Here is a 22,155-nt window from a genome sequence, read left to right as displayed (position 1 = left end):
GTGCTGCTCGAAGGGTTGCGTTCTCAGAGGGGTTTGCATTGGCCGTTGTCGGCCATGATGGCGTCCAGAATCTGGTTCTGGCCCGTCTTCACGAGGTAGTCGAGCCGGGCGGCGTTGACCGGGACTCCGTCCGGACCCGTCTGGTTGTACTGGTTCGCCGGCGCCTGCCCCGATACCACGGCCGGTGCAAGGACAGCCGGTGCTGCGAGAGCCGGGCCGCCGGCAGAGCCGCGCCCTGCCCCGGCCGCCTTCGGCGAAGGCGAGGCCGACGACGCCGAGAGCGCGCTCTGCACCTTGGCGTGGATCTGGTCGAAATCGGGATACGTGGGGAAGTCCGCGGGGAAGTCCGGCGGCCCGATCACGAGACGGCTGACCGGCTGTCCCTTGCCCTTCATGGCCAGGTCGACGAAGCTTCCGAGCTGGGACGAGGAGATGTTCGACTCGACTACCTTGGTCCCCGCGTTCGCGATGGATTCGAACTTGGACAGGACGGTGGCCGGGTTCAGCTGGTTGATCATCGCCTGCTGGATGCACTGCTGGCGCGCGATCCGGTCATAGTCGCTCGCGTATTCGCGCGAGCGCCCGTACCAGAGAGCGTGGTACCCATCGAGGGTCTGCGGGCCGGGGGCGATCCAGCCGAGCGGGGGCTCGTGGTCGCCGCTGTCATCGGTCGCGGCGCCGCTGATCGGCACCCAGCCGCCGGCGTCGACGCGGATTCCGCCGAGCGCGTCGATGAGCTGGGCGAACCCGTCCATGTCCACGAGGACGTAGGCCTGCACCTTGATGCCGAGCGTCCCCGACACCGCTTCCATGGTGGCCTGCGCCCCCGGATCGGCGACGCCCGGGTACAGGTTCTTGTACTTCTCGGTGACCTCGGTGTTGACGGCGTTGATGAGGCAGTCGTTGCCGCAGTTGTAGCCGTCGGGGTAGACGGACCGCATGGGAGAGCCCTCGGCGAACTGCGCGTTCTGGAGGTTGCGGGGAACGGAAATGATGGCTGTGCGGCCCGTGGAGGCATCCACGCTCAGCACCGACAGGCTGTCAGGCCTGCGCCCGGTGCGGTCCGCCCCGGCGTCGCCGCCCATGAGGAGGAAGTTGTAGCGGCCGTTGACGGGAGCGATGGCCGGTCCACCCGAGAAGATGCTCCCGACAGCGCCGCGAGCGACATTGGTGAGGTAGGCGGCGTACGCGAGGCTTCCGCTCGTGGCAACGAGGCACAGGACGAGGGCCACGATGACGGCGGGCCGGAGGCGCCGCGCCAGCAGCGGAACGCGGATGATCCGGAGGGTGTTGATCCAGATGAGGGCCCACCCGACCGCGAGGACGAGCAGCACCACGATGAGGATGAGGGAAGCAACCGGATCGGTGACCAGCGTGAGCAGCAGGCCCCGATTGATGAGCCCGACGACGACGGCGAGCAGCACGGCGACCCACGCCGCCGCGGTCACGGTGAGCGCCCGCCGCGCAAGCGTCCTGCTCCCCGCGATGAGCTGGGCGCTGCCGGGCAGGACGAGCGTCAGTGCGAGCAGCACGAACGCCCGCTTCGTGCGGACGCCCGAGGGCGCCTGCTCGGGGTGCCTGAGCGGCTCGGTCAGCCGGCTCCGGGAAGACGTGCCGCCGGGCGCTGCCTGCTGGCCGTGGATCACCATGCGCTCTCCTTACCCAGGCTCTCCCTGGCTGCTGTTCGCCGCGAACACCTCGGCCACCTTCCGGCGCAGGGATTCGCCCTTGCGCGATGCCGTCGCATTGAGATCGTCCGCGAAACGGGACAGATCTTCCGAGAGGCGCGCGGCGAGTTCGTCAGTTCCGGCGGCAAGAAGTCGCACGGCGAGGAGTCCCGCGTTGCGTGCACCCCCGATCGACACGGTCGCGACAGGCACGCCCGCGGGCATCTGGACGATCGAGAGGAGCGAGTCCATGCCGTCCAGGGTCTTGAGCGGGACAGGCACGCCGATGACGGGCAGCGTGGTCACGGAGGCAAGCATGCCCGGCAGGTGCGCCGCGCCTCCCGCTCCGGCGATGATGACGCGCAGCCCGCGTTCGCGTGCCTTCGACCCGTAGGCGATCATCTCGTGCGGCATGCGGTGGGCCGAGACGACGTCGGCCTCGAACGGGACGCCGAACTCGGAGAGTGCGTCCGCGGCGGCCTCCATGACGTTCCAGTCCGAGTCCGACCCCATGACCAGGCCGACGAGGGGCTGGGAGCCCTGAGTGCTCATGCGCTCTCCTGCGTGATCGTTTCGACTTGGTCGGCCCCGTCCCGGATGACCGCGGCCACGTGGGCCGCGCGAGTCCTGAGCTCCTGTGGATCCGTTCCCGGTCCGCCGACGAGGTTGACGTGACCGATCTTCCGCCCCGGGCGCACGGATTTGCCGTAGGTGTGGACCTTGGCCTCGGGGTCGGCTGCGAGGGCCTCGGCGTAGGCGGAGTACAGGTCCTGGTTCTGGCCGCCCAGGATGTTCTTCATCACGGCCCATCCGCCGAGGACCGCTGTCCCCCCGAGGGGCAGGTCGAGGACTGCGCGCAGATGCTGCTCGAACTGGCTCGTGACACAGCCGTCCTGCGTCCAGTGGCCGGTGTTGTGGGGGCGCATGGCCAGCTCGTTGACGAGGAAGCCGGGGCCCCGTCCGGGCGTCTCGAAGAGTTCCGCAGCCATGACGCCGGTGACACCGAGTTCGCTGGCGATGGCGAGGGCGGCTGCCTGTGCGGCTTCGGCGACCGCGGCGTCGAGACCGGGCGCGGGTGCGATGACCTCGTCGCACACGCCATTCACCTGAATCGTGTGCACGACCGGCCAGGCTTCCGAGGCGCCGCTCGGGGTGCGGGCAATCAGGGCGGAGAGCTCGCGCGTGAAGGGAACCATCTCCTCCGCCAGGAGGGGGCTCATCACGCCGAACCAGTCGATCGAGGCCGAGGCGTCGGCGGAGGACCCGAGGACGCGCACGCCCTTCCCGTCGTAGCCGCCGCGCGGCGTCTTCAGCACGATCGGCCACCCGATCTCGTCCCCGAAGGCGATGAGGTCCTCGACGTGGTGGACCGCGGCCCAGCGGGGGTTGGGAAGGCCGAGCCGGTCGACCGCGGCCCGCATCCGCAGCTTGTCCTGGGCGTGCACGAGCGCGGCGGGCCCGGGCTGCACGTTGACGCCCTCGGCCATGAGGGCGAGGAGGTGCTCGGTCGGGACGTGCTCATGGTCGAACGTGAGGACGTCCACACCGCGGGCGAACTCGCGCAGGTCGTCGAGGCTGCGGTAGTCGCCGACGGGGGCATTCGGCACGGCGGGGACCGCGGAGACGTCCTCGGCCTCAGCGAGGACGCGCAGCTCGATCCCGAGGGCAGTGGCGGGAGGGGCCATCATGCGGGCCAATTGGCCGCCGCCGACGACGCCGATCACAGGAAAACTCACCCGCCAAGCCTACCGAACCCGGACGTGCGACCCTGTGAAGTCTGACAGGACCCTGAGGGCCACTGAGGGCGGCGCGTAGAATAGTCGTCTGAGCGTGCCACGGCTAGAGCACGCAGCGGGCCCCCGAGGCAGGGGTCGGAAGTGCACGAACAGTCTCGGAGGAACATGATCAACGCCATTTCGGATCGGCTGCGCGGTCTCGTCTCGCTCTTCTGGCGGGAGGTGGCGAAGTTCGGCACCGTCGGCGGTCTGGCGTTCGTCGTCGACTCCGTCGTGTTCATCTGGCTCCTCAACGGCCCACTGCACAGCGGTGAGGTCTGGGCGAAGTCGATCGCGACCATCATCGCCAGCATCTTCTCGTGGGTCGCCAACCGCTACTGGACCTTCCGCCATCGCAAGCAGGCGAACGTGGTGCGGGAGGCCGTGCTCTTCGCCCTCATGAACGGCGTGGGCCTGCTGATCGCCGCGGGCTGTGTCGCGTTCACCAAGTACGTCCTGCTCATGACCGACAAGGTCTCCATCTTCGTGGCAGGCAGCGTGGTGGGCCTTGTCCTCGGGACCATCTTCCGGTTCTTCGCCTACCGGTTCTGGGTCTTCAACGAAGAACTCGACTCCGAGCCCGGCTACGAGGTGGACCACGAGATCTTCGACCACCACCACGAGGATCGGGTGGCGGTCACCGGGGAGCAGCCGGTGGTGGGGGAGCAGCCCGAGCGCTAGTCAGCCGCGGTGATCCGTTCGGCCTTGCGCAGGGCTGGCGTGTCCGCGACGTCCTGATGACGCAGGACGGCCGAGCCGTCTGCCGCCCAGGCCCCGAGGAGCGCCGCGAGCACCTCGGGCAGGGGGCGCGACGCATCCACGAGGATGCGGGCACCGGCTTCGGCAGGCACGGCCCATCGCCCCAGCAGCTCAGACTGGGTCAAGGCGTCGCCGCCGAGGCGAGCGGCGTCGTCGTCCCCGGCTGGCGGATCGAAGGGATCGAAGGAGTCGGCGAACTGCCGCACTAGGGCGGCGTAGTCCACGTCGCCGGGGGAGAGCGCCCCCGGATAGGCGAGGTCGAGCGCGCCGAGGGCGACGACGACGCGCGTGGCGCCAGCCGGAGGCGCGCCATCCGCCTCGGCCGAGAACAAGAGGTCCGCCTCGCCATCCACGAGGACGGCGCCCGCCTGCCATGCCGCAAGGGCGAGCACGGCGGTCTTCCAATGCGCCGGCAGGTCGAGCCGGAAGCGCGCCCCAAGCTCCACGTCGAGCTCCTCGACGAGCAGGTTGGAGGTCTTGGCGGCCCAGTTGTCCAGCACGCGCCCCGAGAGTTCGACTCGTTCGCCTCCCGGCCCATACCAGGTGAGACGCGGGGCGGCCGAGTTGCCCGAGCGGAGGCGGTGGAGCAGATCGGCGACAGTCAGCGGTGCAGTGGGTGCCATGGGTCCATGGTGCCGCACTGCGCGTCCCCTGGAGCAGCGCGCGACACGCGTTCGGGCGTGGCGTGCCCCACTACTTGGAATCCTTCTGGCTACAATTCCCGGCTGCCGCTTGACCAGCATGACTTACACACGTGTAATTAGAACTGGACAGTAACTGTGGCGGTAGATGGGGCCGAGGTCGGGAATCCTCCCGTTGCTCGGTGCCTGAACAGGCAGGCAGGCCGTGCGCAGACGACCACCGAGGAGGAGCACCGTGGCACAGGCGGAGCGTTTCCAGATTGACGAAGCGGCAGCTGCGGAGTCGCTGCAGGCCCACCAGTCCCGCGGGATCCCCGCGGATTGGTACGTAGACCCGGCCGACCCGCAGGCCGGCGAACGCTACAAGGAGATGTCGGCGGCGACCCTCGAGGACGCGGCGACTGCATTCCTCCTCGAGCACGCGGCCCTCGAGAGCGAGGCGCCGCTGGACGATGACGAGGATGACGAGGACGACGCGGACGGCGAGCACGACGCGGACGTCGTTTCCCTCCTCGACCGCCAGCCGATGGTGCGCCCAGCGCAGCCGGTGTGGCTCGGGCTGCTGCGTCCTGCAGCGCCCGTGGAGGGCGAGCTCGCCTGGCAGGCGGACGCCCTGTGCGCCCAGACTGATCCCGAGGCGTTCTTCCCGGAGAAGGGCGGCTCGACCCGCGACGCCAAGAAGGTCTGCAGCTCCTGCACCGTCCGCGCCGAGTGCCTCGAGTACGCCCTCGAGAACGACGAGCGCTTCGGAATCTGGGGCGGACTGTCCGAGCGCGAGCGCCGCCGCCTGCGGAAGCGGGCGGTCTGATCCTGGACGGCGTGCACGTTACCGCAGTCGTCGTCGCGCATGACGGCGCCCCCTACCTGCCGCGCACCCTCGCCGCGCTGGCGGCGCAGACCCGTCGCCCGGACGTCGTCGTCGGAGCCGACGCGGCCTCGACGGACGGTTCGGGGGATCTCCTTCGGCGTGCTGTCGGCGACGATGCTGTCGTCGACGCACCCGCGTCCTTCGGGGCGGCGGTGGCCGCTGCACTCAGAGCGTTCTCCGCCAGCGGGGCCGGGGATCGTCACGAGGCGTCGGGGGAGGAGTGGATCTGGCTCCTGAGGGACGATGCCGCCCCGCATCCCCGCGCCCTCGCAGAACTGCTCCTCGCGGTCGAACGGGCCCCGGCCGTCACCGTGGCAGGCTGCAAACAGCTCGACTGGAACGACCCTCGGCGACTCGTCGACGTGGGCCTCTTCGCGAGCCGCTCCGCGGAGCGCATGACCCTCATCGACGAGGACGAGCAGGACCAGGGACAGTACGACGACCGCAGTGACATGTTCGCCGTCAATGCCGCCGGGATGCTGGTGCGCAGGGACGTCTGGGATGCACTCAAGGGCTTCGACCCCGCGCTCCCCGTGACGGGCGACGACGTGGACTTCTGCTGGCGCGCACGCCTCGCCGGCCACCGGGTCGTCGTGGTGCCCGCTGCCCGGATGAGCCACGCGACGGATCGGCCCGACACGGAACCGAGCACCTTTGCGGCCCGCCGGGCTGAGGTGTACACGCGCCTCAAGCATGCGCCCGCCTGGGCGGTCCCGCTGCACTTCGTGGTGGCGTTGCTCTCAGCACTCTGGAGCCTCGCTGGTGGCATCATCGCCAAGCAGCCAGGCCGAGGAGCCTCCCGGTGCGCGGCCACTCTCGCCGCCCTCGCGTCCCTCGGCGCGCTGGCGAAGGGCCGGCGGAATGCTGCGCGCACGCGGCGCGTCGCCCGGGGGACAGTGCGCGGAGTCCGAGCGACTCGCGACGACATCCGCAGCCACCGCCGCGCCTACCTCGAATCGGAATATTCAGAGCGCGTCATCGGCGATGGAGCCGGGGCAGACAACGCGCCATCCGAGCCCACCGGCGATTCGGACCACGACTTCGCGGCCTTGGCGGTCTCTTCCAAGGGCTGGTCAGGGACCGGAGCCGTCGTGGTGGCTGTCCTCGCCCTCATCAGTTCGCTCCTGGCGCTCATCCCGCTGCTCGGCGCCAAGGCTGTGTCAGGCGGCGGGCTCCTCCCCGTTTCCGCCGACCTCGGGATGATCTGGCACCACGCGACCTCCTGGTGGACTGAGCTGGGGCCAGGGAGAGCCGGCCACGGCGACCCGTTCGACGCTGTCCTCTGGGCGCTCGGCGTCCTCGGCATCGGTGACCCCAACCGTGCGGTTGTCTGGTCGCTCGTGCTCGCGCCGGCGCTCGCGGGCATCGGGGCATGGTCCTTCGCCGCTGCGCTCACTGAACACCGCTGGCCTCGGATTGTTGCCGCGCTTGTCTGGGCGGCATCCCCCGCGCTTCAGGAGGCCGTCGCGCAAGGTCGCCTCGGCTCCGTCTTCGCCCATGTCTTCCTGCCCTGGGCAGCGCTCGGCGTGGTGCGCTCGGTCGGCGCAGCCCGAGTACGCGGAACGGTGGGCATCGAGCGGATTCCCCGCCCGGGGTCGGGCGGCGTCCCCTCCTGGACGGCGGCCGCCGCCGGCGGCCTAGCCCTCGCCGTCGTCACTGCTGGCTCGCCGAGCCTGCTAGCGCTCGCCGCGGTCGTCGTGGTGGTCGTGAGCCTCGGCCTGCGCCGGCGTGCCCAGTCGCTCTGGGTCATGCTCGTGCCATCCGCCGTCCTGTTCCTCCCGGTGTGGCTCTCCGCGCCCGAGAACCCGCGAGCCTGGCTCGCCGATCCGGGTGCCCCGACGGCCTACGCGGCGCCGTCGCCGTGGCAGCTCGTGCTCGGCAGCCCGGTCGCGTTCACCCCGAGCTCCGGCGTCGGCGGCCTCGGCTGGCTCCCGGCTGGCATCCCGTGGGCCCTCGTGTACGCGATCCTGATCGGTGTCCCCGTCCTTGCGGCAGCTGCCGTCTCGATGATCGCTCTGCCCTCGCGGCGCGGAGCAGTGGCGCGCGCCGCGGGTGGCGCCGCCGTCGCGGCCTTCGCCCTCGCGTGGGCGGTGTCGAGGATCCCTACGGCCGTGGCCGGCGATTCACTCGTCGCCCCCTTCGCAGGGCCCGCGGTGGCCGCGGGCTTCCTGGCGCTCCTCACCGCCGCTGTGGTCGGTGCGGATCGCGCGCTCGAGCGGCGCGAGGGTGCGGCCGGCCACGAGCCAGGGGGCACACAGGCCCGGCTCGCCGCGGCCGCGCGAGTGGCGCTCGTCATCGTCATGGTGGTGGCCGTTGCGGGGCCGATCCTCGGGCTCGCGCGGTGGGCCGTGGCCGGTCTTGCGCCCAGCGCGGCGCCCGGCGGCAGCTTCGGCAGCCCGCTCGCCGTGGCGCCGAGCCAAGTGCGCACGCTGCCCGCCACCGCCAGCGACCTGGGCCTTGGCCCCCAGCAGACGAAGACTCTTGTCCTCCGCAGCACCCCGCAGGGCGGATTCACCGCGGCCCTCATGCGCGGTGCCGGGACGACGTTGGATGCGCTGTCTGGCGTCGCGTCGGCCAGCCGAGTCACGGGGAGCCTGGGATCCGAAACGGTCCGAACGGATGACGACGCCGATGCCGCCATTCGCCGCGCCGTCGCCATCGTCTCCAGCTCGTCGGGCGTCGACCCGCGGGCAGACCTCGAGGCGCTCGGCGTCGGGTTCGTGGTCCTCCAGCAGCGCGACGGCGGGGACTCCGTGACCGCCTCCCAGATGGACGCGGTGCCCGGCCTGGTCGCCGTAGGCCAGACGGACGTCGGTTGGCTGTGGCGCGTTACCCCACGGAACCCGCAAGCCGGCAGCCAGTTCGACATCGCACAGCGGGCGAGCATCGTCGACGCTCAGGGGAAGGTTCTCGGCTACGTCGGCTCGGGACCCGAGACCGTCGACACGACCGTGCCTTCAGGGCCGGAGGGGCGTCTGCTGGTGCTCGCCGAGCGGAGTGATCCGCGCTGGTCGGCGTGGCTGGACGGACGCCGCCTGACGGCAACGACCCAGGGGTGGGATCAGGCGTTCACGCTTCCGGTGTCTGGAGGCCATCTGGAGGTCCGCTACGAGCAGCCGGGCGCCGTTCCCCTGGCGGTGCTCGCCGCCGCGGTCCTCGTGATCACAGCGCTCATGGCCATCCCGTCCCGCCTCCGCCCGCAGACGCGCCGACGCCCGCAGCGAGGCAGCGGGCCGTCGGGCCGCCGTCGGGCACCGACTCGGGATGGCGGGCCGGAAGGTCCCGGTGCGCCACAGGAAACTGAGGAGGCCCCGGAAAGTACCGAGACCGGTACCGATCCCGGGCCTGGCGAGGCGGACGCGCCGAAGGAAGCCCCTGCCCAGCCCACGACTGCGAGGACGGACAATGACGCGCGAGTCTAAGCCCAAGCCGACGCGCCAGAAGCTGCACCGGGCCCTCGGTGCCGCCGCAGGTGCGGTCGTCCTGGCGGGCGGGACCGCGCTCGTGGTGGCCGCCGGCCCCGTTCCCGCTCCGGCCTCTCTCAAAGCTGCCGCGCCGCCGTCGGTCGACGTGCCCGTCGGCCAGACCGTGGGCGTGTGCCCCGGGCCGGCTGAGCTCCTCGAGGGCACGCCCGTCCAAGGCGACCCGCAATTCAGCCCGGCGAGCACTACCGCCTCGAGCCAGCTGACAGCCGCGGTGCTTGGCGAAGCGTCCGGAGCCATGCCTGCCGGCACGATCTCGGGTGTCGACGGGTCCGTGCTCCAGAAGGTGTCCGATGGCCAGCCTGCGCCGGCCGCGCCTCCCGCTGTCGAGCCGGCCGCGGTTGCAACGCGGACGACGACGGCCCGCGCGCTCCTCAGCGCGTCCGCGCTCGAAGGCCGGCCTTCTTCCGCCGCGGCGCTGTTCCGCTACAGCGCGACCGACGGCGATCTTCGCGGCCTGGCGGCCGCCGCCTGCGCGGCACCGGCCAATGACCTCTGGCTCAGCGGCGCGAGCACGCTTGTGGGGCGCACCTCGGTTCTGTATCTGACGAACCCGACGACTACGCCGGCCACCGTCAATCTCGACTTCTTCGGCGACAAGCCTCTCGGCCAAGCGCCTGCGGGGAGCCGCGGCATCCAGGTCCCGCCGCGCACCACCAAGTCGTTCGTGGTGGGCGGCTTCGTGCCCGGCCAGCGGAACATCGCGGTGCATGTCCGGAGTTCTGGAGGCCCCGTTGCAGCGGTGGTCCAGCAGAGCACCCTGCGCGGCCTCACGCCGGGCGGGGTCGAGTTCCTGACCCCGGTCGGCGCCCCGTCGACGCGCCAGGTCGCGAGCGCCGTCGAGCTCCAGGACCCTGCCGCTGCGGCCTCGCTGTCGGCGAAGAACGGGTTCGATGACGCCAAGGCGGCCCTCCAGGTGACCGTGCCGGGCGCGGCCGATGCGGTGGTCCAAGTGCAGGTCTTCGGAACGAACGGCCCCGTCACGCTCCCCGGCGGGGCGGTGTTCACGGCAAAGGCCGGGGCGGTCACCGAGATTCCCCTCACGGGGCTCCCGGCCGGCATGTATTCGGTCTCGGCCTCGTCGGATGTCTCTTTCGCAGCGAGCGTGCGGATGGTCAAGGGACTCAGGGACAGTGCGCCCATCGACTTCGCGGTGGCCGGTGCCCAGCCGCGTCTGGGCGACGGTCACGTAGTCCCGGTCGGCGACGAGGGATCGCGCACCCTTGTCTTTGCGGTGCCGGACGGGCGGGCAAAGGTCACCGCGGTTCCGATCACCGTCGACGGCAAGCGGCACGCAGCGGTGACGCTGGACATTGCGGGCAGTACCACGGCGACGCTCGCCGTCCCGGATCAGGTCGATGGTGCGAAACCGGTCGCGTATTCGGTCTCCGCGGCGGGTGGTGCCGTCTACGGTGGGCTGGTCCTCGAGGGCGCGGAGGGCAATGGACTCTCGACGCCGGCGATCCTGCCGGCGGCCGGTGGCCGGCAGTCGGTTGCCGTCACGCTCGGCTATTGAGGATCTGCAGCGCGCTCATTGAAGGCCGATAGCGAGCGGGCCCGACTTCAGCGGTAGCCGCGGTAGTAAGGGTCGAGCGACTCGGGCTCCACATTGAGCAGGGCCGCTGTGTACTCGACCACCACGTCGTGCACGAGGTCCTGCGCCTCGGCAGCCGAGGGGGCCTCCGTCTCGACGACGCGTCGGTAGACCGTGATGCGTGCAGGCTTTCCCTGAGCCGGCCGGATCAGGCTCCCCTGAGGCGGACGGCCTCCCTCGCGGAGGATCCGCTCGAGCCCCGGAGGGATCTCCTCGACGGCGTATTCGACATTGTCGAGTTCGCTTCCGCGCAGCTCCTGGAGCCTGTCGGCGGAGTCGAGCACCCAGTCCTCGAAGCGTTCGCCGCGGGTCCGGCTGCCCGGGAGGATGGCGGGCATGATCTCGCCGCGCAGGCCGCGCCCGTGCCGGTTGCGACGGCGGTCCCGGAATCCACGGCGCCGTCCGGCGCCAGGCTCGCCGGCGGGCGGGAGGGGCCGAATGCTGAGTCCCGAGGAGGGACCCTCTGGCACTGGACCCCCAGACGGGGCGCGATCCTGCATATATCGACTGTAGACCCGCCCCTCCCGGCGCGCTAACCGAGTCAATGCGCGGCGGGGCGGTGAACGCAGAGTAGGGTACTGGCTGTGCGAGAAGTCCGCCATTGTTCCAGATCGGCCTGCCGCGAACCCGCGGTTGCCACGCTGACGTACGTGTACGCGGACTCGACCGCGGTGCTGGGCCCCCTCGCGACGTTTGCCGAGCCGCACACCTACGATCTCTGCGCGCACCACGCCGACCGCCTCACCGTGCCTCGCGGCTGGGAGGTGCTCCGACTTGCGCTGCCCGCCCGCCAGCCGAGCCCGGACGACCTTCTGGCCCTCGCCGAGGCCGTGCGGGACGCGGAGGACGAGGTCGAGGAGCCGTCCGAGACGCCGCAGCGCACCGGACGGGAGAGCCAGACGCTCCTGACCCCTCCGCCCGGAGTGGACGTTCCGTCAGGGCGGCATCTGAGGGTCCTTCCCGGGCCGTTCTGAGCGCTATCCGGTCCGGTAGGCTGGTATCCATGCCTTACAGCTCCCCCCTCCTGAGCCCCGCCCTGCTGGCTGTGCTGCGGTGCCCCACAACCGGGTCTGCCCTGGTGCAGGAGGGCGACGAGCTCGTCGCGACTGCCGCGACTGCGGACGGCACGACCCCGCGCTACCCCATCGAGGACGGAATCCCCGTCCTTCTCCCGACACAGGAGCTTCCGTGACCCTCGACTACCGCGTCGCCGACATCTCCCTCCACGAGGCAGGGCGGCACCAGATCCGCCTCGCCGAGCACGAGATGCCGGGCCTCATGGCCCTGCGCGCCGAATTCGGGGAGTCGCAGCCGCTCAAGGGCGCCCGCATCGCGGGGTCCCTGCACATGACGGTGCAGACGGCGGTCCTCATCGAGACGCTCGTGGCGCTCGGAGCCGAGGTCCGCTGGGCCTCGTGCAACATCTTCTCAACTCAGGATGAGGCTGCTGCCGCCATCGTGGTCGGGAAGGGAACCGCAGAGGATCCGCAGGGCGTGCCGGTGTTCGCCTGGAAGGGCGAGACGCTCGAAGAGTACTGGTGGACGGCCGAGCAGATCCTCACGTGGCCGGGCGCCGACGATAACCCCGAGCTGGGGCCGAACATGATCCTCGACGACGGCGGGGACGCGACCCTGCTGGTGCACAAGGGCGTTGAGTTCGAGGCCGCGGGCGCCGTTCCGCAGGCTACGGAGGACGATCCCGACGAGTACCGGATCATCCTGGACGTCCTCCGGGCGGACCAGGCGCGCGATCCCCAGAAGTGGACGCGCATCGCCAAGGGCATCCGGGGCGTGACGGAAGAGACGACGACGGGCGTCCACCGGCTCTACCAGCTCGCCGAGCAGGGGAAGCTGCTGTTCTCCGCGATCAACGTCAACGACTCCGTCACCAAGAGCAAGTTCGACAACAAGTACGGCATCCGCCACTCGCTCCCGGACGGGATCAACCGGGCGACCGACGTGCTGATCGGCGGCAAGGTCGCCGTCGTCTGCGGCTACGGCGACGTCGGCAAGGGCGCGGCCGAAGCCCTGCGCGGCCAGGGCGCGCGAGTGGTGGTCACGGAGATCGACCCGATCTGCGCGCTCCAGGCGGCCATGGACGGCTATCAGGTGGTCCGCCTTGAGAGCGTGGTGCATGAGGGAGACATCTTCATCACGACGACGGGCGGCAAGGACATCATCCGCGCCGAGCACATGGCGGCGATGAAGGACAAGGCGATTGTGGGCAACGTCGGCCACTTCGACAACGAGATCGACATGGCGGGCCTCGCGAAGTGGCCCGGGGTGCGCAAGATCGAGATCAAGCCGCAGGTCCACGAGTGGGTCTTCCCGGCCGAGAACGGCGACGCCCGTGGACAGCACTCGATTATCGTGCTCTCCGAGGGTCGCCTCCTCAACCTCGGCAACGCCACCGGGCACCCGTCGTTCGTCATGAGCAACTCGTTCGCGAACCAGACGATCGCCCAGATCGAGCTGTGGACCAAGCGCGACGACGAGGCGTACGAGAAGAAGGTCTACGTCCTCCCGAAGATCCTCGACGAGAAGGTCGCCCGGCTTCACCTCGACGCCCTCGGCGTCGAACTCACCGAGCTCAGCAAGGACCAAGCGGACTACCTGGACCTGGACGTGGCTGGCCCGTACAAGTCCGACCACTACCGCTACTGACCGGCCATGGCCAGCACGCCTGCCCCCGAAGATCAGCCCGTCCCCGCGCGCGGCCGGCGGGGGAAGCTCGTCAAGATCGCGGTGATCATCGCGGTGGTCCTCGCCGCCGCCGTGGGCGGTGCGTTCGCGGTGGTGGGCCCGCTCCAGGCCTCGCCGGTCGGCTCAGAAGCCGGGAGTGCTGTGCGCAGCCAACCCGGCACAGCATTCCCCGTGGTTCAGCCCGCTGCGGCGGTCACCGTCCCGGCCGCGGGTGCGAAGGAAGTGAATCCCGCCGCACCGGTAACGGTTTCGGTGAAGAACGGGACCGTGGACAACGTGAGCCTGCGCTCGGCGACGGGTGAGGACGTGGAGGGCGCGCTCGATGCACAGAAGGCTGTCTGGACCTCGTCCGGTCAGCTGAAGTTCAACACGACCTACACCCTCAGCTACACCAGCCTGGACGCGGCTGGGCGAACCGCCACGGCCACCTCGACGTTCACGACCGTCTCCACGGCCAACGAGGCCGACGCTGCGATGTACCCGCTGGATGGGATGAGCGTGGGAGTCGCCCAGCCGATCCAGCTCACCTTCAGCGAACCGGTCAAGAACAAGAAGGCCGTGGAACAGGCGATCACGATCACGTCCACCTCTGGCCAGAAGGGCGCGTTCCACTGGTACAGCGACACAGTGGTGCGCTATCGGCCGGAACAGTACTGGGCGGCCCAGAGCACCATCACCGTCAAGATAGAGCTGTTCGGCGTCGATCTGGGCAATGGCCAGATCGGGAACTTCTCGAAGACCAACACCGTCCACATCGGTGACAAGCGCACCGCCGTCGCGGACGCCCAGGCCCACACCTTCACCGCCTACGTCAACGACCAGCCCGTGCACACGTGGCCCGCGACGCTTGGGGACGAGCGCTTCCCGTCGGCGCGAGGTTTCCTGGTGCTCATGGAGAAGCAGCGCACGGCTCACTTCGTGGCGGCCTCGATCGGCCTCAAGCCGGGCGACCCGGCGAACTACGGTGAACTCGATGTCGAATACGCCACAAGGCTCACGCCGAGCGGCGAGTTCATCCATCAGGCCACGGACACCGCCATCCCGTACTTGGGGGTGGCGAACGTGTCGCACGGATGCATTGGCCTCGGGCCGGAGGGGGCGGCGTGGGTCTTCAACAACATGACGACAGGCGACGTCGTCCAGATCATCAACACCCAAGGAGACTTCGCGAACTTCGACGACGGCTTCGGAGACTGGAACATCCCCTGGGCCCAGTACGCGAACGGCTGACCTGCATTCCACGATGACCCGTCACTTCACAAGGCGATAACGCTTCGGCCACATGCTTGCGTCTCTCCACTCGGTTGACCGAGTGACCGGCTACGGTGGACGGAGAGGACAGACCAAACCCGGGCCTGCGCATGCGTTGGCCTCCCAAGGCGTGAGTGGATGATGGACGTGACCGAAGACAGGCATGACCTGCAGCCGGAGGTGAACATGGACGAATCCCAGGACACCGACGAGCCGGCCTTCGACTGGATGAAGACGCCGCAGCACCGGGCCGGGTCCAGCACAGCCGCAGCCGACCAGCCCGATAGGCTCGCGGACACGAGCGCGCCCGCGGAGGCCACGAGCCGCTCAGACGCTGCTGAGCACGGTTCCCGCGAGGAGCGCTCTTCAGACGAGGACCCGGCCTCGGCTGAACGCGCGGACGCCCACCTCGAGCCGTCCCCGACGACGGCACTGCAGATGCGGCCTCCCGAGGACGAGGTCCGCCGCCGCACCGCGCAACGAGAGGCCGCGGCCAAGGCGAAGCCCGTGGCGCCCCGGGTACTTCAAGTCCTCATGGCGATCTTCCTGCCGTTCCTCCTGCTCATCGCCGCAGTGCGTTTGGTGGCGACACCCGCGTTCCTCTGGCTCGAATACTTCCGGCCGGGCTTCCCCGGCGACGGCTACGGCTTCTCCGTGGACGATCGCCTCACGTACGGTTCCTACGCCGTCGACTATCTGGGCAACTTCGCGGGCCGCCGCTATCTCGGAGACCTCGTCCAGCCGTCGGGCAGCGCTCTCTTCACCGATGCCGAGGTCAGCCACATGGCGGACGTGAAGAACGTGGTCCTGCTGACCTATGCGGCCGGGCTCCTGCTCCTCGTGTTCTTCGTGGTCTCGTATCTCGTGCTGCGCAAGCGGCGCGGAGCCTTCGGCCGAGGACTCTTCGCCGGCTCCATCGTGACGTTCGTCCTCGTGGTGGGCCTCGCCGTTCTGGCCGTCCTCGGGTGGGACAGGTTCTTCACGGACTTCCATCGGATCTTCTTCTCCCAGGGCAACTGGACGTTCCAGCTCTCGGACACGCTGATCCGCCTGTTCCCGGGGCAGTTCTGGATCGATTCTGCCATCGTGATCGGGGTGCTCACTCTCCTGGTGAGCTCCCTCATCATCATCTTCGCGTGGCCGACCAAGCGGAGCGCCGAGGATTTGCGTCAGGAGTAGAGGGACTCGACCGCCTCGCCGCATGCCGCGAGGACCACGTCCCGACGCAGCTTCAGCGACGGCGTGAGCTGCCCGGAGGCGACCGTGGGATCGAGGTCGACGACGGTGAACTTGCGGATGCTCTCAGCCCGCGACACCGAGGCGTTGGCGGCGTCCACGGCCTCCTGGATCTCGGCGAGGACCTCCGGATCGGAGGCCGCAGTCGTCACCGCGAGTGCACGTCCCCGTTCGCTGCACCACGTGGCGAGGCCCTCGGGATCGAGGATCACCAGCGCGCCGACGAAGGGCCGCCCGTCGCCCACGACGATCGCGTGCGCGACGAGCGGGCTCTCCCGCATCCGCTCCTCGAGGGGCTCGGGAACGACGTTCTTGCCGCCGGCCGTGACGATGACGTCCTTCTTGCGACCCGTGATGGTGAGGAAGCCGTCGTCGTCGAGCGTCCCGAGATCGCCGGTCGGAAAGAAGCCGTCCGTGTCGAGGGCGGGGCCGGGCTCGCGATCGGACGCCTCCCCGGTGTACCCGGCGAAGACGCCGACGCCGCGGACGAGGATCTCGCCGTCGTCGGCAATCCGGATCGACGTCCCCGGCACCGGGCGCCCCACAGTGCCTACGCGCACGGCGTCCGCGGTGTTGACCGTGCAGGGGCCCGTGGTCTCGGTCAGGCCGTAGCCCTCGATCAGGGGAACCCCGATGCCCCGGAAGAAGTGCGCCAGCTGGGGGCTCAGAGGGCCGCCGCCGCAGACCGTCGTCGTGAGTGCACCGCCGAACACGGCCCGGATCCGGCCGAACACGAGTCGGTCGAACACAGCATGCTTGAGCCGGAGGCCCCGCGTGGGGCCTTCCCCGCGCCCGGCAGCCGCGTTGTCGAGCGCCGCGGAGTAGTCGCGCGCGACCGAGGCCGCGCGAGCGAACAAACCCGAGCGGCCCGAGGCAAGGGCTTGCTCGTAGGCACCCGAATAGACCTTCTCGAAGATGCGCGGAACGCCGAGCAGGAAGGTGGGCTTGAAGCTGCGCAAGGCGCTCAGGAGCTCCGACGGGGAGCTGTAGGCGACCGTGGCTCCGGCGGCGAGGCACACCACCTGCACGGCGTGGGCGAGTACGTGGGCAAGCGGCAGGAAGATCAGGGTGCGCGGATCGGGCGCCGCCAGCGGATCGGGGAGATGGGGGATGAGGTTGTCCGCCAGGCCAAGGAAGTTGCCGTGGGTGATGAGGCAGCCCTTTGGCCTACCCGTGGTGCCCGAGGTGTAGACGACGGTGGCGGGGGAGTCGGGCCGTGCACCGGAGCGGTGGCGCTCGAGCTCGGCATCGCTCACGCCCTGCCCCGGGCCGGCCAGGCTGCTGAGCGTTGATCCCTCGCCATCGATCACGAGTGACGTCACGGCGATGAGCCGCTCGGCGAGTTTGGGGGAGCCGTCGATCACGCGCACGGCGGTTGCCTCGAGCTCGGGCGCAACGAAGACTCTGCTGGCCCCCGAATCCCTGAGGATCCACTCGATCTGGCTCGGCGAATCCGTCTCGTAGATCGGCACCGTCACGCCCCCGGCGTACCAGATCGCGAAGTCCGCGAGCGACCAGGCGTAGGTGCTGGGCGAGAGGATCGCCACGCGGTCGCCGAGGCCCAGGCCGCCCGCGATGAGACCGCGGGCAAGCCAGCGCACCTGCTCCAGGAAATCGGCGGCCGTGACCGACTCCCAGGACTGACCGACGCGCCGGGCGTAGACCGCCCTCTCCGGGGTCGCCGCGGCCCGCTCGAGCAGGAGAGACGTCACGTTCGCTTCGTCGGGGCGGGAGGGTGCCAGGGGCTGAGCCTCGGCCTGGCGGCGCGTGCCGGTTTCCACTGCGTGGTGCCTCCCGTCGTTCTGGATACTGCTCTCGGGGATCCCGCTCCGTTCGCTCATTCTGCCTGCCTCACACCCAGCTCGGCATCCACATGTGGAGCCTCCAGTCGAGGTAGGTGATGTTCTCGGCCGTCCAGATGGGCATGAAGTACGCCGAGACGACCACCACGAGCACCAGGTAGATCCCGACGCCGAGCAGCCCCGCCTGCCGCCGCCACGGCGGATCTTCGGGCCTGCCGAGGATGTGCCCGAGCACGTACACGAGGACGAGCACGAAGAAGGGCTCGAACGAGACCTCGTAGAACGCGAACATCGTCCGGTCCGGGTACAGGAACCATGGCAGGTATCCGGCTGCGATCCCGGCCAGCGGCGCCCCCACGCGCCAGTCGCGCCGCCCGGCCCACACGAGGACCGCGACCGCGAGCGCTATCGTCCCGCCCCACCAGATCAGCGGGTTCCCGACCGAGAGAATGGCCGAGCTGCAGCGGTCGCCACCGCAGCCCGCGCTCGGCTCCACGTAGTAGAACGACGTGGGCCGGCCCTGGACCAGCCAGCTCCACGGACTGGCCGCGTACGGGTGGCTCGCCGTGAGGCCCGTATGGAAGGAGTAGGCCTCGAGGTGGTAGTGCGCGAGCGACCGCAGAGAAGCTGGAACCCAGGACCACGCCGGGTCGGGGTTGGCCTCCGCCCAATGCCGGAAATAGGCGTCCGACGAGAGGAACCAACCGGTCCATGTGGAAAGGTATACGGCCCCGCCAACCACCACGATACTCACGAACGCGAGGGGGGCATCACGGACGACGGCGGCCCTCAGCCACGAGCGGATGCCCGCCGTGCGTCGGGCGCTGGCGTCCCACAGCACCGTGAGGAGGCCGAACGCGGCGACGAACGCGAGTCCCGACCATTTGACGCCGAGGGCGAGGCCAAGACAGACACCGGCCGCGACGCGCCACCAGCGGATGCCGAGCCAGGGCCCGGAGGCGAGCACCGCCGTCGACAGCCGTCCGTCCGGGCCGGCGAGCCTGCCCAGCCTGGCTGCGAGGCGCCGTCGTCCGTCCTCCCGGTCCTTGAGGAGCGCGCAGAAGGCTGCCAGAAGCCAGAAGGAAAGGAAGATGTCCAGGATGCCGATGCGGGACATCGTGATGTGGTGGCCGTCGACGGCGAGCAGCAGCCCCGCAGTGCCGGCAAGGACCGCCGAACGGAAGAGCTTGTAGGCCGCCCACGCCGTCAGCGCCACGGAGAGCGTGCCGATCAGGGCGGAGGAGAACCGCCAGCCGAACGAGTTCTCGGGGCCGAAGAGCCACATGCCGAAGGCGATCATCCACTTCCCGACGGGCGGATGCACCACGTACTCGGGCGAGGACTGGAGGCCGCTGAAATTCCCCTGGAGGAATTGGGGATTGGGGTCGTCACCCCAGGTCCGCTCATAGCCGGACTGGAGATACGAGTAGGCGTCCTTGACGTAATACGTCTCGTCGAAGATCAGGGCGTGTGGCCGGCCCAGGTCGGCGAAGCGGAGGATCCCGGCGATGAGCGCGGTTCCCAGGGGGATGGCCCAGTAGAGGATCCGCTGGAGGCGCGGCCAATCGCGCCAGGGATCGAGTGGCCCGAGGAGTCGCTCCCGCAGCTCCGACGCCACACGCGAACGCGGGGGCGGAGCGATGACCCACCGGCGGCGGGTATTCCAGCCGAGCTGCGGCTCGCGGGTGTCGGTGGCGGCGCTCATCCCGGCCCATGCTACCGGCGTAGTCTGGGCGGGTGCGTGAATCTGAGCCGGGCGCGGGGCGTGTGGTCCTCGCGGCGACCCCCATCGGCAATCTCGGCGACGCGAGCCGTCGGCTCATCGAGCTTCTTGAAGAGGCGGACGTTATCGCCGCCGAGGACACCCGGCGTCTTCATCGTCTGGTCCAGGGCCTCGGCGTCCACCCCAGTGGGCGGGTTCTCAGCTATCACGAGCACAACGAGGCCGCGAAGACGCCAGAGCTCGTCGACGAGGTGCGATCCGGACGGACCGTGCTGCTGGTGACCGACGCGGGCATGCCGAGCGTCTCGGACCCCGGGTATCGGCTCGTCGAAGCTGCCGTAGCCGAGGGGTTCACCGTCACAGCCGTGCCCGGGCCCTCCGCGGTTCTCACGGCCCTGGCCCTCTCGGGACTCCCGACCGACCGATTCTGCTTCGAGGGGTTCCTGCCGCGGAAAGCAGGGGAGCGGGCGGCCCGGCTGGCCGAGCTCGGGTCCGAACGCCGGACTCTCGTCTTCTTCGAGGCGCCTCATCGCCTGCCCGCCATGCTCCGCGCCGTCGTCGACTCGTTCGGGGCGGAGCGCCCGATCGCCGTATGCCGCGAGCTCACGAAGACCTACGAGGAGGTTCTTCGCGGCACGGCGGGGGAGCTCGCCGACTGGGCGGAGGGGAACGAGGTGCGGGGCGAGATCGCCGTGGTGATCGGGGGTGCGCCCGAGGCGCCGCCGGTCAGCGCCGAAGACCTCGTTGCCGCGGTGAACGGCCTCGTGTCTGAGGGCGCGCGGCTCAAGGACGCGGTGGCTGCCGTTGCGGCCGACGCGGGCGCGAGCCGCCGTGAACTGTATGCGGCGGTGCTCGCCTCCCGCTGACCCCTCCCGTTGCGCCGGCCTCTCCCGTGACGGCGCAACGAAAAGCGCGGAATCCCGCGGTTCTTTCTTGTGCTTTCGTACAAGAGAGGGCCTTTGTTGTGGTGCAGTCATGCGTAGACTTCCACGGCCGCTACCGCCTAACGTGGAACGCGAACCCAGGGACCCGACGCTGAGTCCCGCACGGCGAAAGGAGCCGAGATGTCTGACACCCTTGTTACCTCCGAACGCGAGGCCCAGCTGCTCGCCAACGTTCCGACCGGGCTGCTCATCAACGGTGAGTGGCGGGACGCCACGGGCGGGAAGAAGTTCGCCGTCGAGGATCCCGCCACCGGCAAGACGCTCCTCGAGATCGCCGATGCGACGAGCGAGGATGCCGTGGCCGCCCTCGACGCTGCCGACGCCGTCCAGGCCTCGTGGGCGCGCACCGCACCGCGCGAGCGCGCCGAGATCCTCCGCCGTGCGTTCGAGCTGGTGACCGAGCGTGCCGAAGACTTCGCCCTCCTGATGACGCTCGAGATGGGCAAGCCTCTCGTCGAGTCCCGCGGCGAGGTCACCTACGGTGCCGAGTTCCTCCGCTGGTTCTCCGAGGAGGCCGTGCGCGACTACGGCCGCTACCTCACCACGCCTGAGGGCAAGAACAAGATCCTTGTGCAGCGCAAGCCGGTGGGCCCCTGCCTGCTCATCACCCCTTGGAACTTCCCGCTCGCGATGGCGACCCGCAAGATCGCGCCGGCAGTTGCCGCAGGCTGCACGATGGTCGTCAAGCCGGCCAAGTTCACTCCGCTGACCACGCAGCTCTTCGCCGCGGTCATGCAGGAAGCGGGGCTCCCTGCTGGCGTGCTCAACGTCGTATCGTCGTCCTCGGCCTCCGGCATCTCCGGCCCGCTCATGAAGGACCACCGCCTGCGGAAGGTCTCCTTCACGGGGTCGACCCCGGTCGGTCGCCGTCTCATCGCGGATGCCGCCCAGAACGTCCTGCGCACGTCGATGGAGCTCGGCGGCAACGCCCCGTTCATCGTGTTCGAGGACGCCGATCTGGACAAGGCCGTCGAGGGCGCGATGGCTGCCAAGATGCGCAACATGGGCGAGGCCTGCACGGCCGCGAACCGCTTCCTCGTGCAGGAATCGGTCGCCGAGGAGTTCACGCGCAAGTTCGCCGAGGCCATGGCCGCGCTCAAGCCCGGCCGCGGCACCGAGACCGACTCCAAGGTCGGTCCGCTCATTGACGGCGGCGCCCGCAAGGACGTCCACGCGCTCGTGACCGAGGCGGTCCAGTCGGGTGCCCGTGTGGCCACCGGCGGTGCCCCCATCGAGGGCGACGGCTACTTCTACGCTCCCACCGTCCTCGCCGACGTGCCGAACGACGCCGAGATCCTCAAGAACGAGATCTTCGGCCCGGTCGCCCCCATCACGACGTTCAAGACCGAGGAGGATGCCATCCGCCTCGCGAACGCGACCGAGTACGGTCTTGCCTCGTACCTCTTCACCCGCGACTACGCCCGCATGTTCCGCGTGGCGGAGCAGATCGAGTACGGCATGGTCGGCTTCAACGCCGGGGTGATCTCTAACGCGGCCGCCCCGTTCGGCGGCGTCAAGCAGTCCGGCCTGGGCCGCGAGGGCGGCGCCGAAGGCATCGCGGAGTACACGACGACGCAGTACATCGGCATCGCTGACCCCTACGCCGGCTAGCGCCGGCTAGCAGCCACCCGACGGACGCGACTCCGCTTGCGCCGTCACGTCCGCTGGGTGCTCCTCGCCGCGCACCCTGCAAAGGTGACGGCGCAACGG

18 protein-coding genes are annotated in these 22,155 nt (G+C 69.9%); 11 read left to right on the top strand and 7 right to left on the bottom strand.

Translation table 11 applies throughout. The features are described from left to right. Positions 1-23: 23 nt before the first annotated feature. The 3 genes from E5679_RS09170 to E5679_RS09160 are packed head-to-tail and all read right to left on the bottom strand — an operon-like array spanning position 24 to position 3,403. Complete coding sequence (locus E5679_RS09170; RefSeq protein ID WP_138415023.1) at positions 24-1,649, bottom strand: LCP family protein; 1,626 nt, start codon at positions 1,647-1,649, stop codon at positions 24-26. Between the two features lie 9 nt (positions 1,650-1,658). After that, a complete protein-coding gene (gene purE, locus E5679_RS09165; RefSeq protein ID WP_138415021.1) occupies positions 1,659-2,219 on the bottom strand; it encodes a 5-(carboxyamino)imidazole ribonucleotide mutase in 561 nt (186 codons plus the stop codon). Then, a complete protein-coding gene (locus E5679_RS09160; RefSeq protein WP_138415019.1) occupies positions 2,216-3,403 on the bottom strand; it encodes a 5-(carboxyamino)imidazole ribonucleotide synthase in 1,188 nt (395 codons plus the stop codon). The genes purE and E5679_RS09160 overlap by 4 nt, the downstream gene beginning before the upstream one ends. 165 nt (positions 3,404-3,568) lie before the next feature. Between E5679_RS09160 and E5679_RS09155 the strand changes: the two genes are divergently transcribed. Continuing rightward, entirely contained in the window at positions 3,569-4,123 is a 555-nt protein-coding gene (locus E5679_RS09155) for a GtrA family protein (RefSeq protein WP_138415017.1), read from the top strand. On the opposite strand, the gene E5679_RS09150 is transcribed toward E5679_RS09155, so the two are convergent. Further along, the gene (locus E5679_RS09150; RefSeq protein ID WP_138415015.1) at positions 4,120-4,824 is read right to left on the bottom strand and encodes a TIGR03089 family protein; all 705 of its coding nucleotides are present in this window, start codon (positions 4,822-4,824) and stop codon (positions 4,120-4,122) included. The genes E5679_RS09155 and E5679_RS09150 overlap by 4 nt on opposite strands. 253 nt (positions 4,825-5,077) lie before the next feature. On the opposite strand from E5679_RS09150, the gene E5679_RS21220 reads away from it, so the two are divergent. From E5679_RS21220 to E5679_RS09135, 3 genes are read left to right on the top strand one after another with little or no spacing between them, the layout of a single operon-like run. After that, complete coding sequence (locus E5679_RS21220; RefSeq protein WP_138415013.1) at positions 5,078-5,650, top strand: WhiB family transcriptional regulator; 573 nt, start codon at positions 5,078-5,080, stop codon at positions 5,648-5,650. A gap of 11 nt (positions 5,651-5,661) precedes the next feature. Beyond that, positions 5,662-9,132, top strand: coding sequence for a glycosyltransferase family 2 protein (locus E5679_RS09140; protein WP_138415011.1), 3,471 nt, complete (start codon positions 5,662-5,664; stop codon positions 9,130-9,132). Beyond that, entirely contained in the window at positions 9,116-10,708 is a 1,593-nt protein-coding gene (locus E5679_RS09135) for a DUF5719 family protein (protein WP_138415009.1), read from the top strand. The genes E5679_RS09140 and E5679_RS09135 overlap by 17 nt, the downstream gene beginning before the upstream one ends. 47 nt (positions 10,709-10,755) lie before the next feature. Here the strand turns inward: E5679_RS09135 and E5679_RS09130 are convergent, their stop codons facing one another. Further along, positions 10,756-11,124: a metallopeptidase family protein gene (locus tag E5679_RS09130; protein WP_138415215.1), complete on the bottom strand. Its 369-nt coding sequence runs from the start codon at positions 11,122-11,124 to the stop codon at positions 10,756-10,758. Between the two features lie 246 nt (positions 11,125-11,370). Between E5679_RS09130 and E5679_RS09125 the strand changes: the two genes are divergently transcribed. The 5 genes from E5679_RS09125 (at position 11,371) to E5679_RS09105 (ending at position 15,919) form a co-directional block, all read left to right on the top strand. Then, positions 11,371-11,760 (top strand): DUF3499 domain-containing protein, encoded by a 390-nt coding sequence (locus E5679_RS09125; protein ID WP_138415007.1) that lies wholly within the window; start codon positions 11,371-11,373, stop codon positions 11,758-11,760. A 29-nt stretch (positions 11,761-11,789) separates the two neighbouring features. Further along, positions 11,790-11,978, top strand: a complete 189-nt coding sequence (locus E5679_RS09120; RefSeq protein WP_138415005.1) for a Trm112 family protein — start codon at positions 11,790-11,792, stop codon at positions 11,976-11,978. After that, positions 11,975-13,450, top strand: coding sequence for an adenosylhomocysteinase (ahcY, locus tag E5679_RS09115; protein WP_138415003.1), 1,476 nt, complete (start codon positions 11,975-11,977; stop codon positions 13,448-13,450). The genes E5679_RS09120 and ahcY overlap by 4 nt, the downstream gene beginning before the upstream one ends. A 6-nt stretch (positions 13,451-13,456) precedes the next feature. Further along, a complete protein-coding gene (locus E5679_RS09110; RefSeq protein ID WP_138415001.1) occupies positions 13,457-14,719 on the top strand; it encodes a L,D-transpeptidase in 1,263 nt (420 codons plus the stop codon). A 159-nt stretch (positions 14,720-14,878) separates the two neighbouring features. Further along, positions 14,879-15,919 carry a TIGR01906 family membrane protein gene (locus tag E5679_RS09105; protein WP_138414999.1) on the top strand — a complete coding sequence of 347 codons (1,041 nt, stop codon included), beginning with the start codon at positions 14,879-14,881 and terminating at the stop codon, positions 15,917-15,919. On the opposite strand, the gene E5679_RS09100 is transcribed toward E5679_RS09105, so the two are convergent. Beyond that, positions 15,910-17,817 carry an AMP-dependent synthetase/ligase gene (locus E5679_RS09100; RefSeq protein ID WP_138414997.1) on the bottom strand — a complete coding sequence of 636 codons (1,908 nt, stop codon included), beginning with the start codon at positions 17,815-17,817 and terminating at the stop codon, positions 15,910-15,912. The genes E5679_RS09105 and E5679_RS09100 overlap by 10 nt on opposite strands. A gap of 10 nt (positions 17,818-17,827) precedes the next feature. Beyond that, positions 17,828-19,483 carry a dolichyl-phosphate-mannose--protein mannosyltransferase gene (locus E5679_RS09095; protein WP_138414994.1) on the bottom strand — a complete coding sequence of 552 codons (1,656 nt, stop codon included), beginning with the start codon at positions 19,481-19,483 and terminating at the stop codon, positions 17,828-17,830. 32 nt (positions 19,484-19,515) lie between these two features. Here E5679_RS09095 and rsmI point away from each other — a divergent pair, with 32 nt between their 5' ends. Both rsmI and E5679_RS09085 read left to right on the top strand, forming a co-directional pair. Then, the gene (gene rsmI / locus E5679_RS09090) at positions 19,516-20,367 is read left to right on the top strand and encodes a 16S rRNA (cytidine(1402)-2'-O)-methyltransferase (protein ID WP_138414992.1); all 852 of its coding nucleotides are present in this window, start codon (positions 19,516-19,518) and stop codon (positions 20,365-20,367) included. Between the two features lie 198 nt (positions 20,368-20,565). Beyond that, on the top strand, positions 20,566-22,056 hold the full coding sequence (locus tag E5679_RS09085; RefSeq protein ID WP_138414990.1) for an NAD-dependent succinate-semialdehyde dehydrogenase: 1,491 nt from the start codon (positions 20,566-20,568) through the stop codon (positions 22,054-22,056). The last annotated feature ends 99 nt before the right edge of the window (positions 22,057-22,155 follow it).

The sequence above is a fragment of the Sinomonas gamaensis genome, from assembly GCF_005876955.1.
GTDB lineage: Bacteria > Actinomycetota > Actinomycetes > Actinomycetales > Micrococcaceae > Sinomonas > Sinomonas gamaensis.
This window is presented reverse-complemented; position numbering and strand designations above follow the sequence as displayed.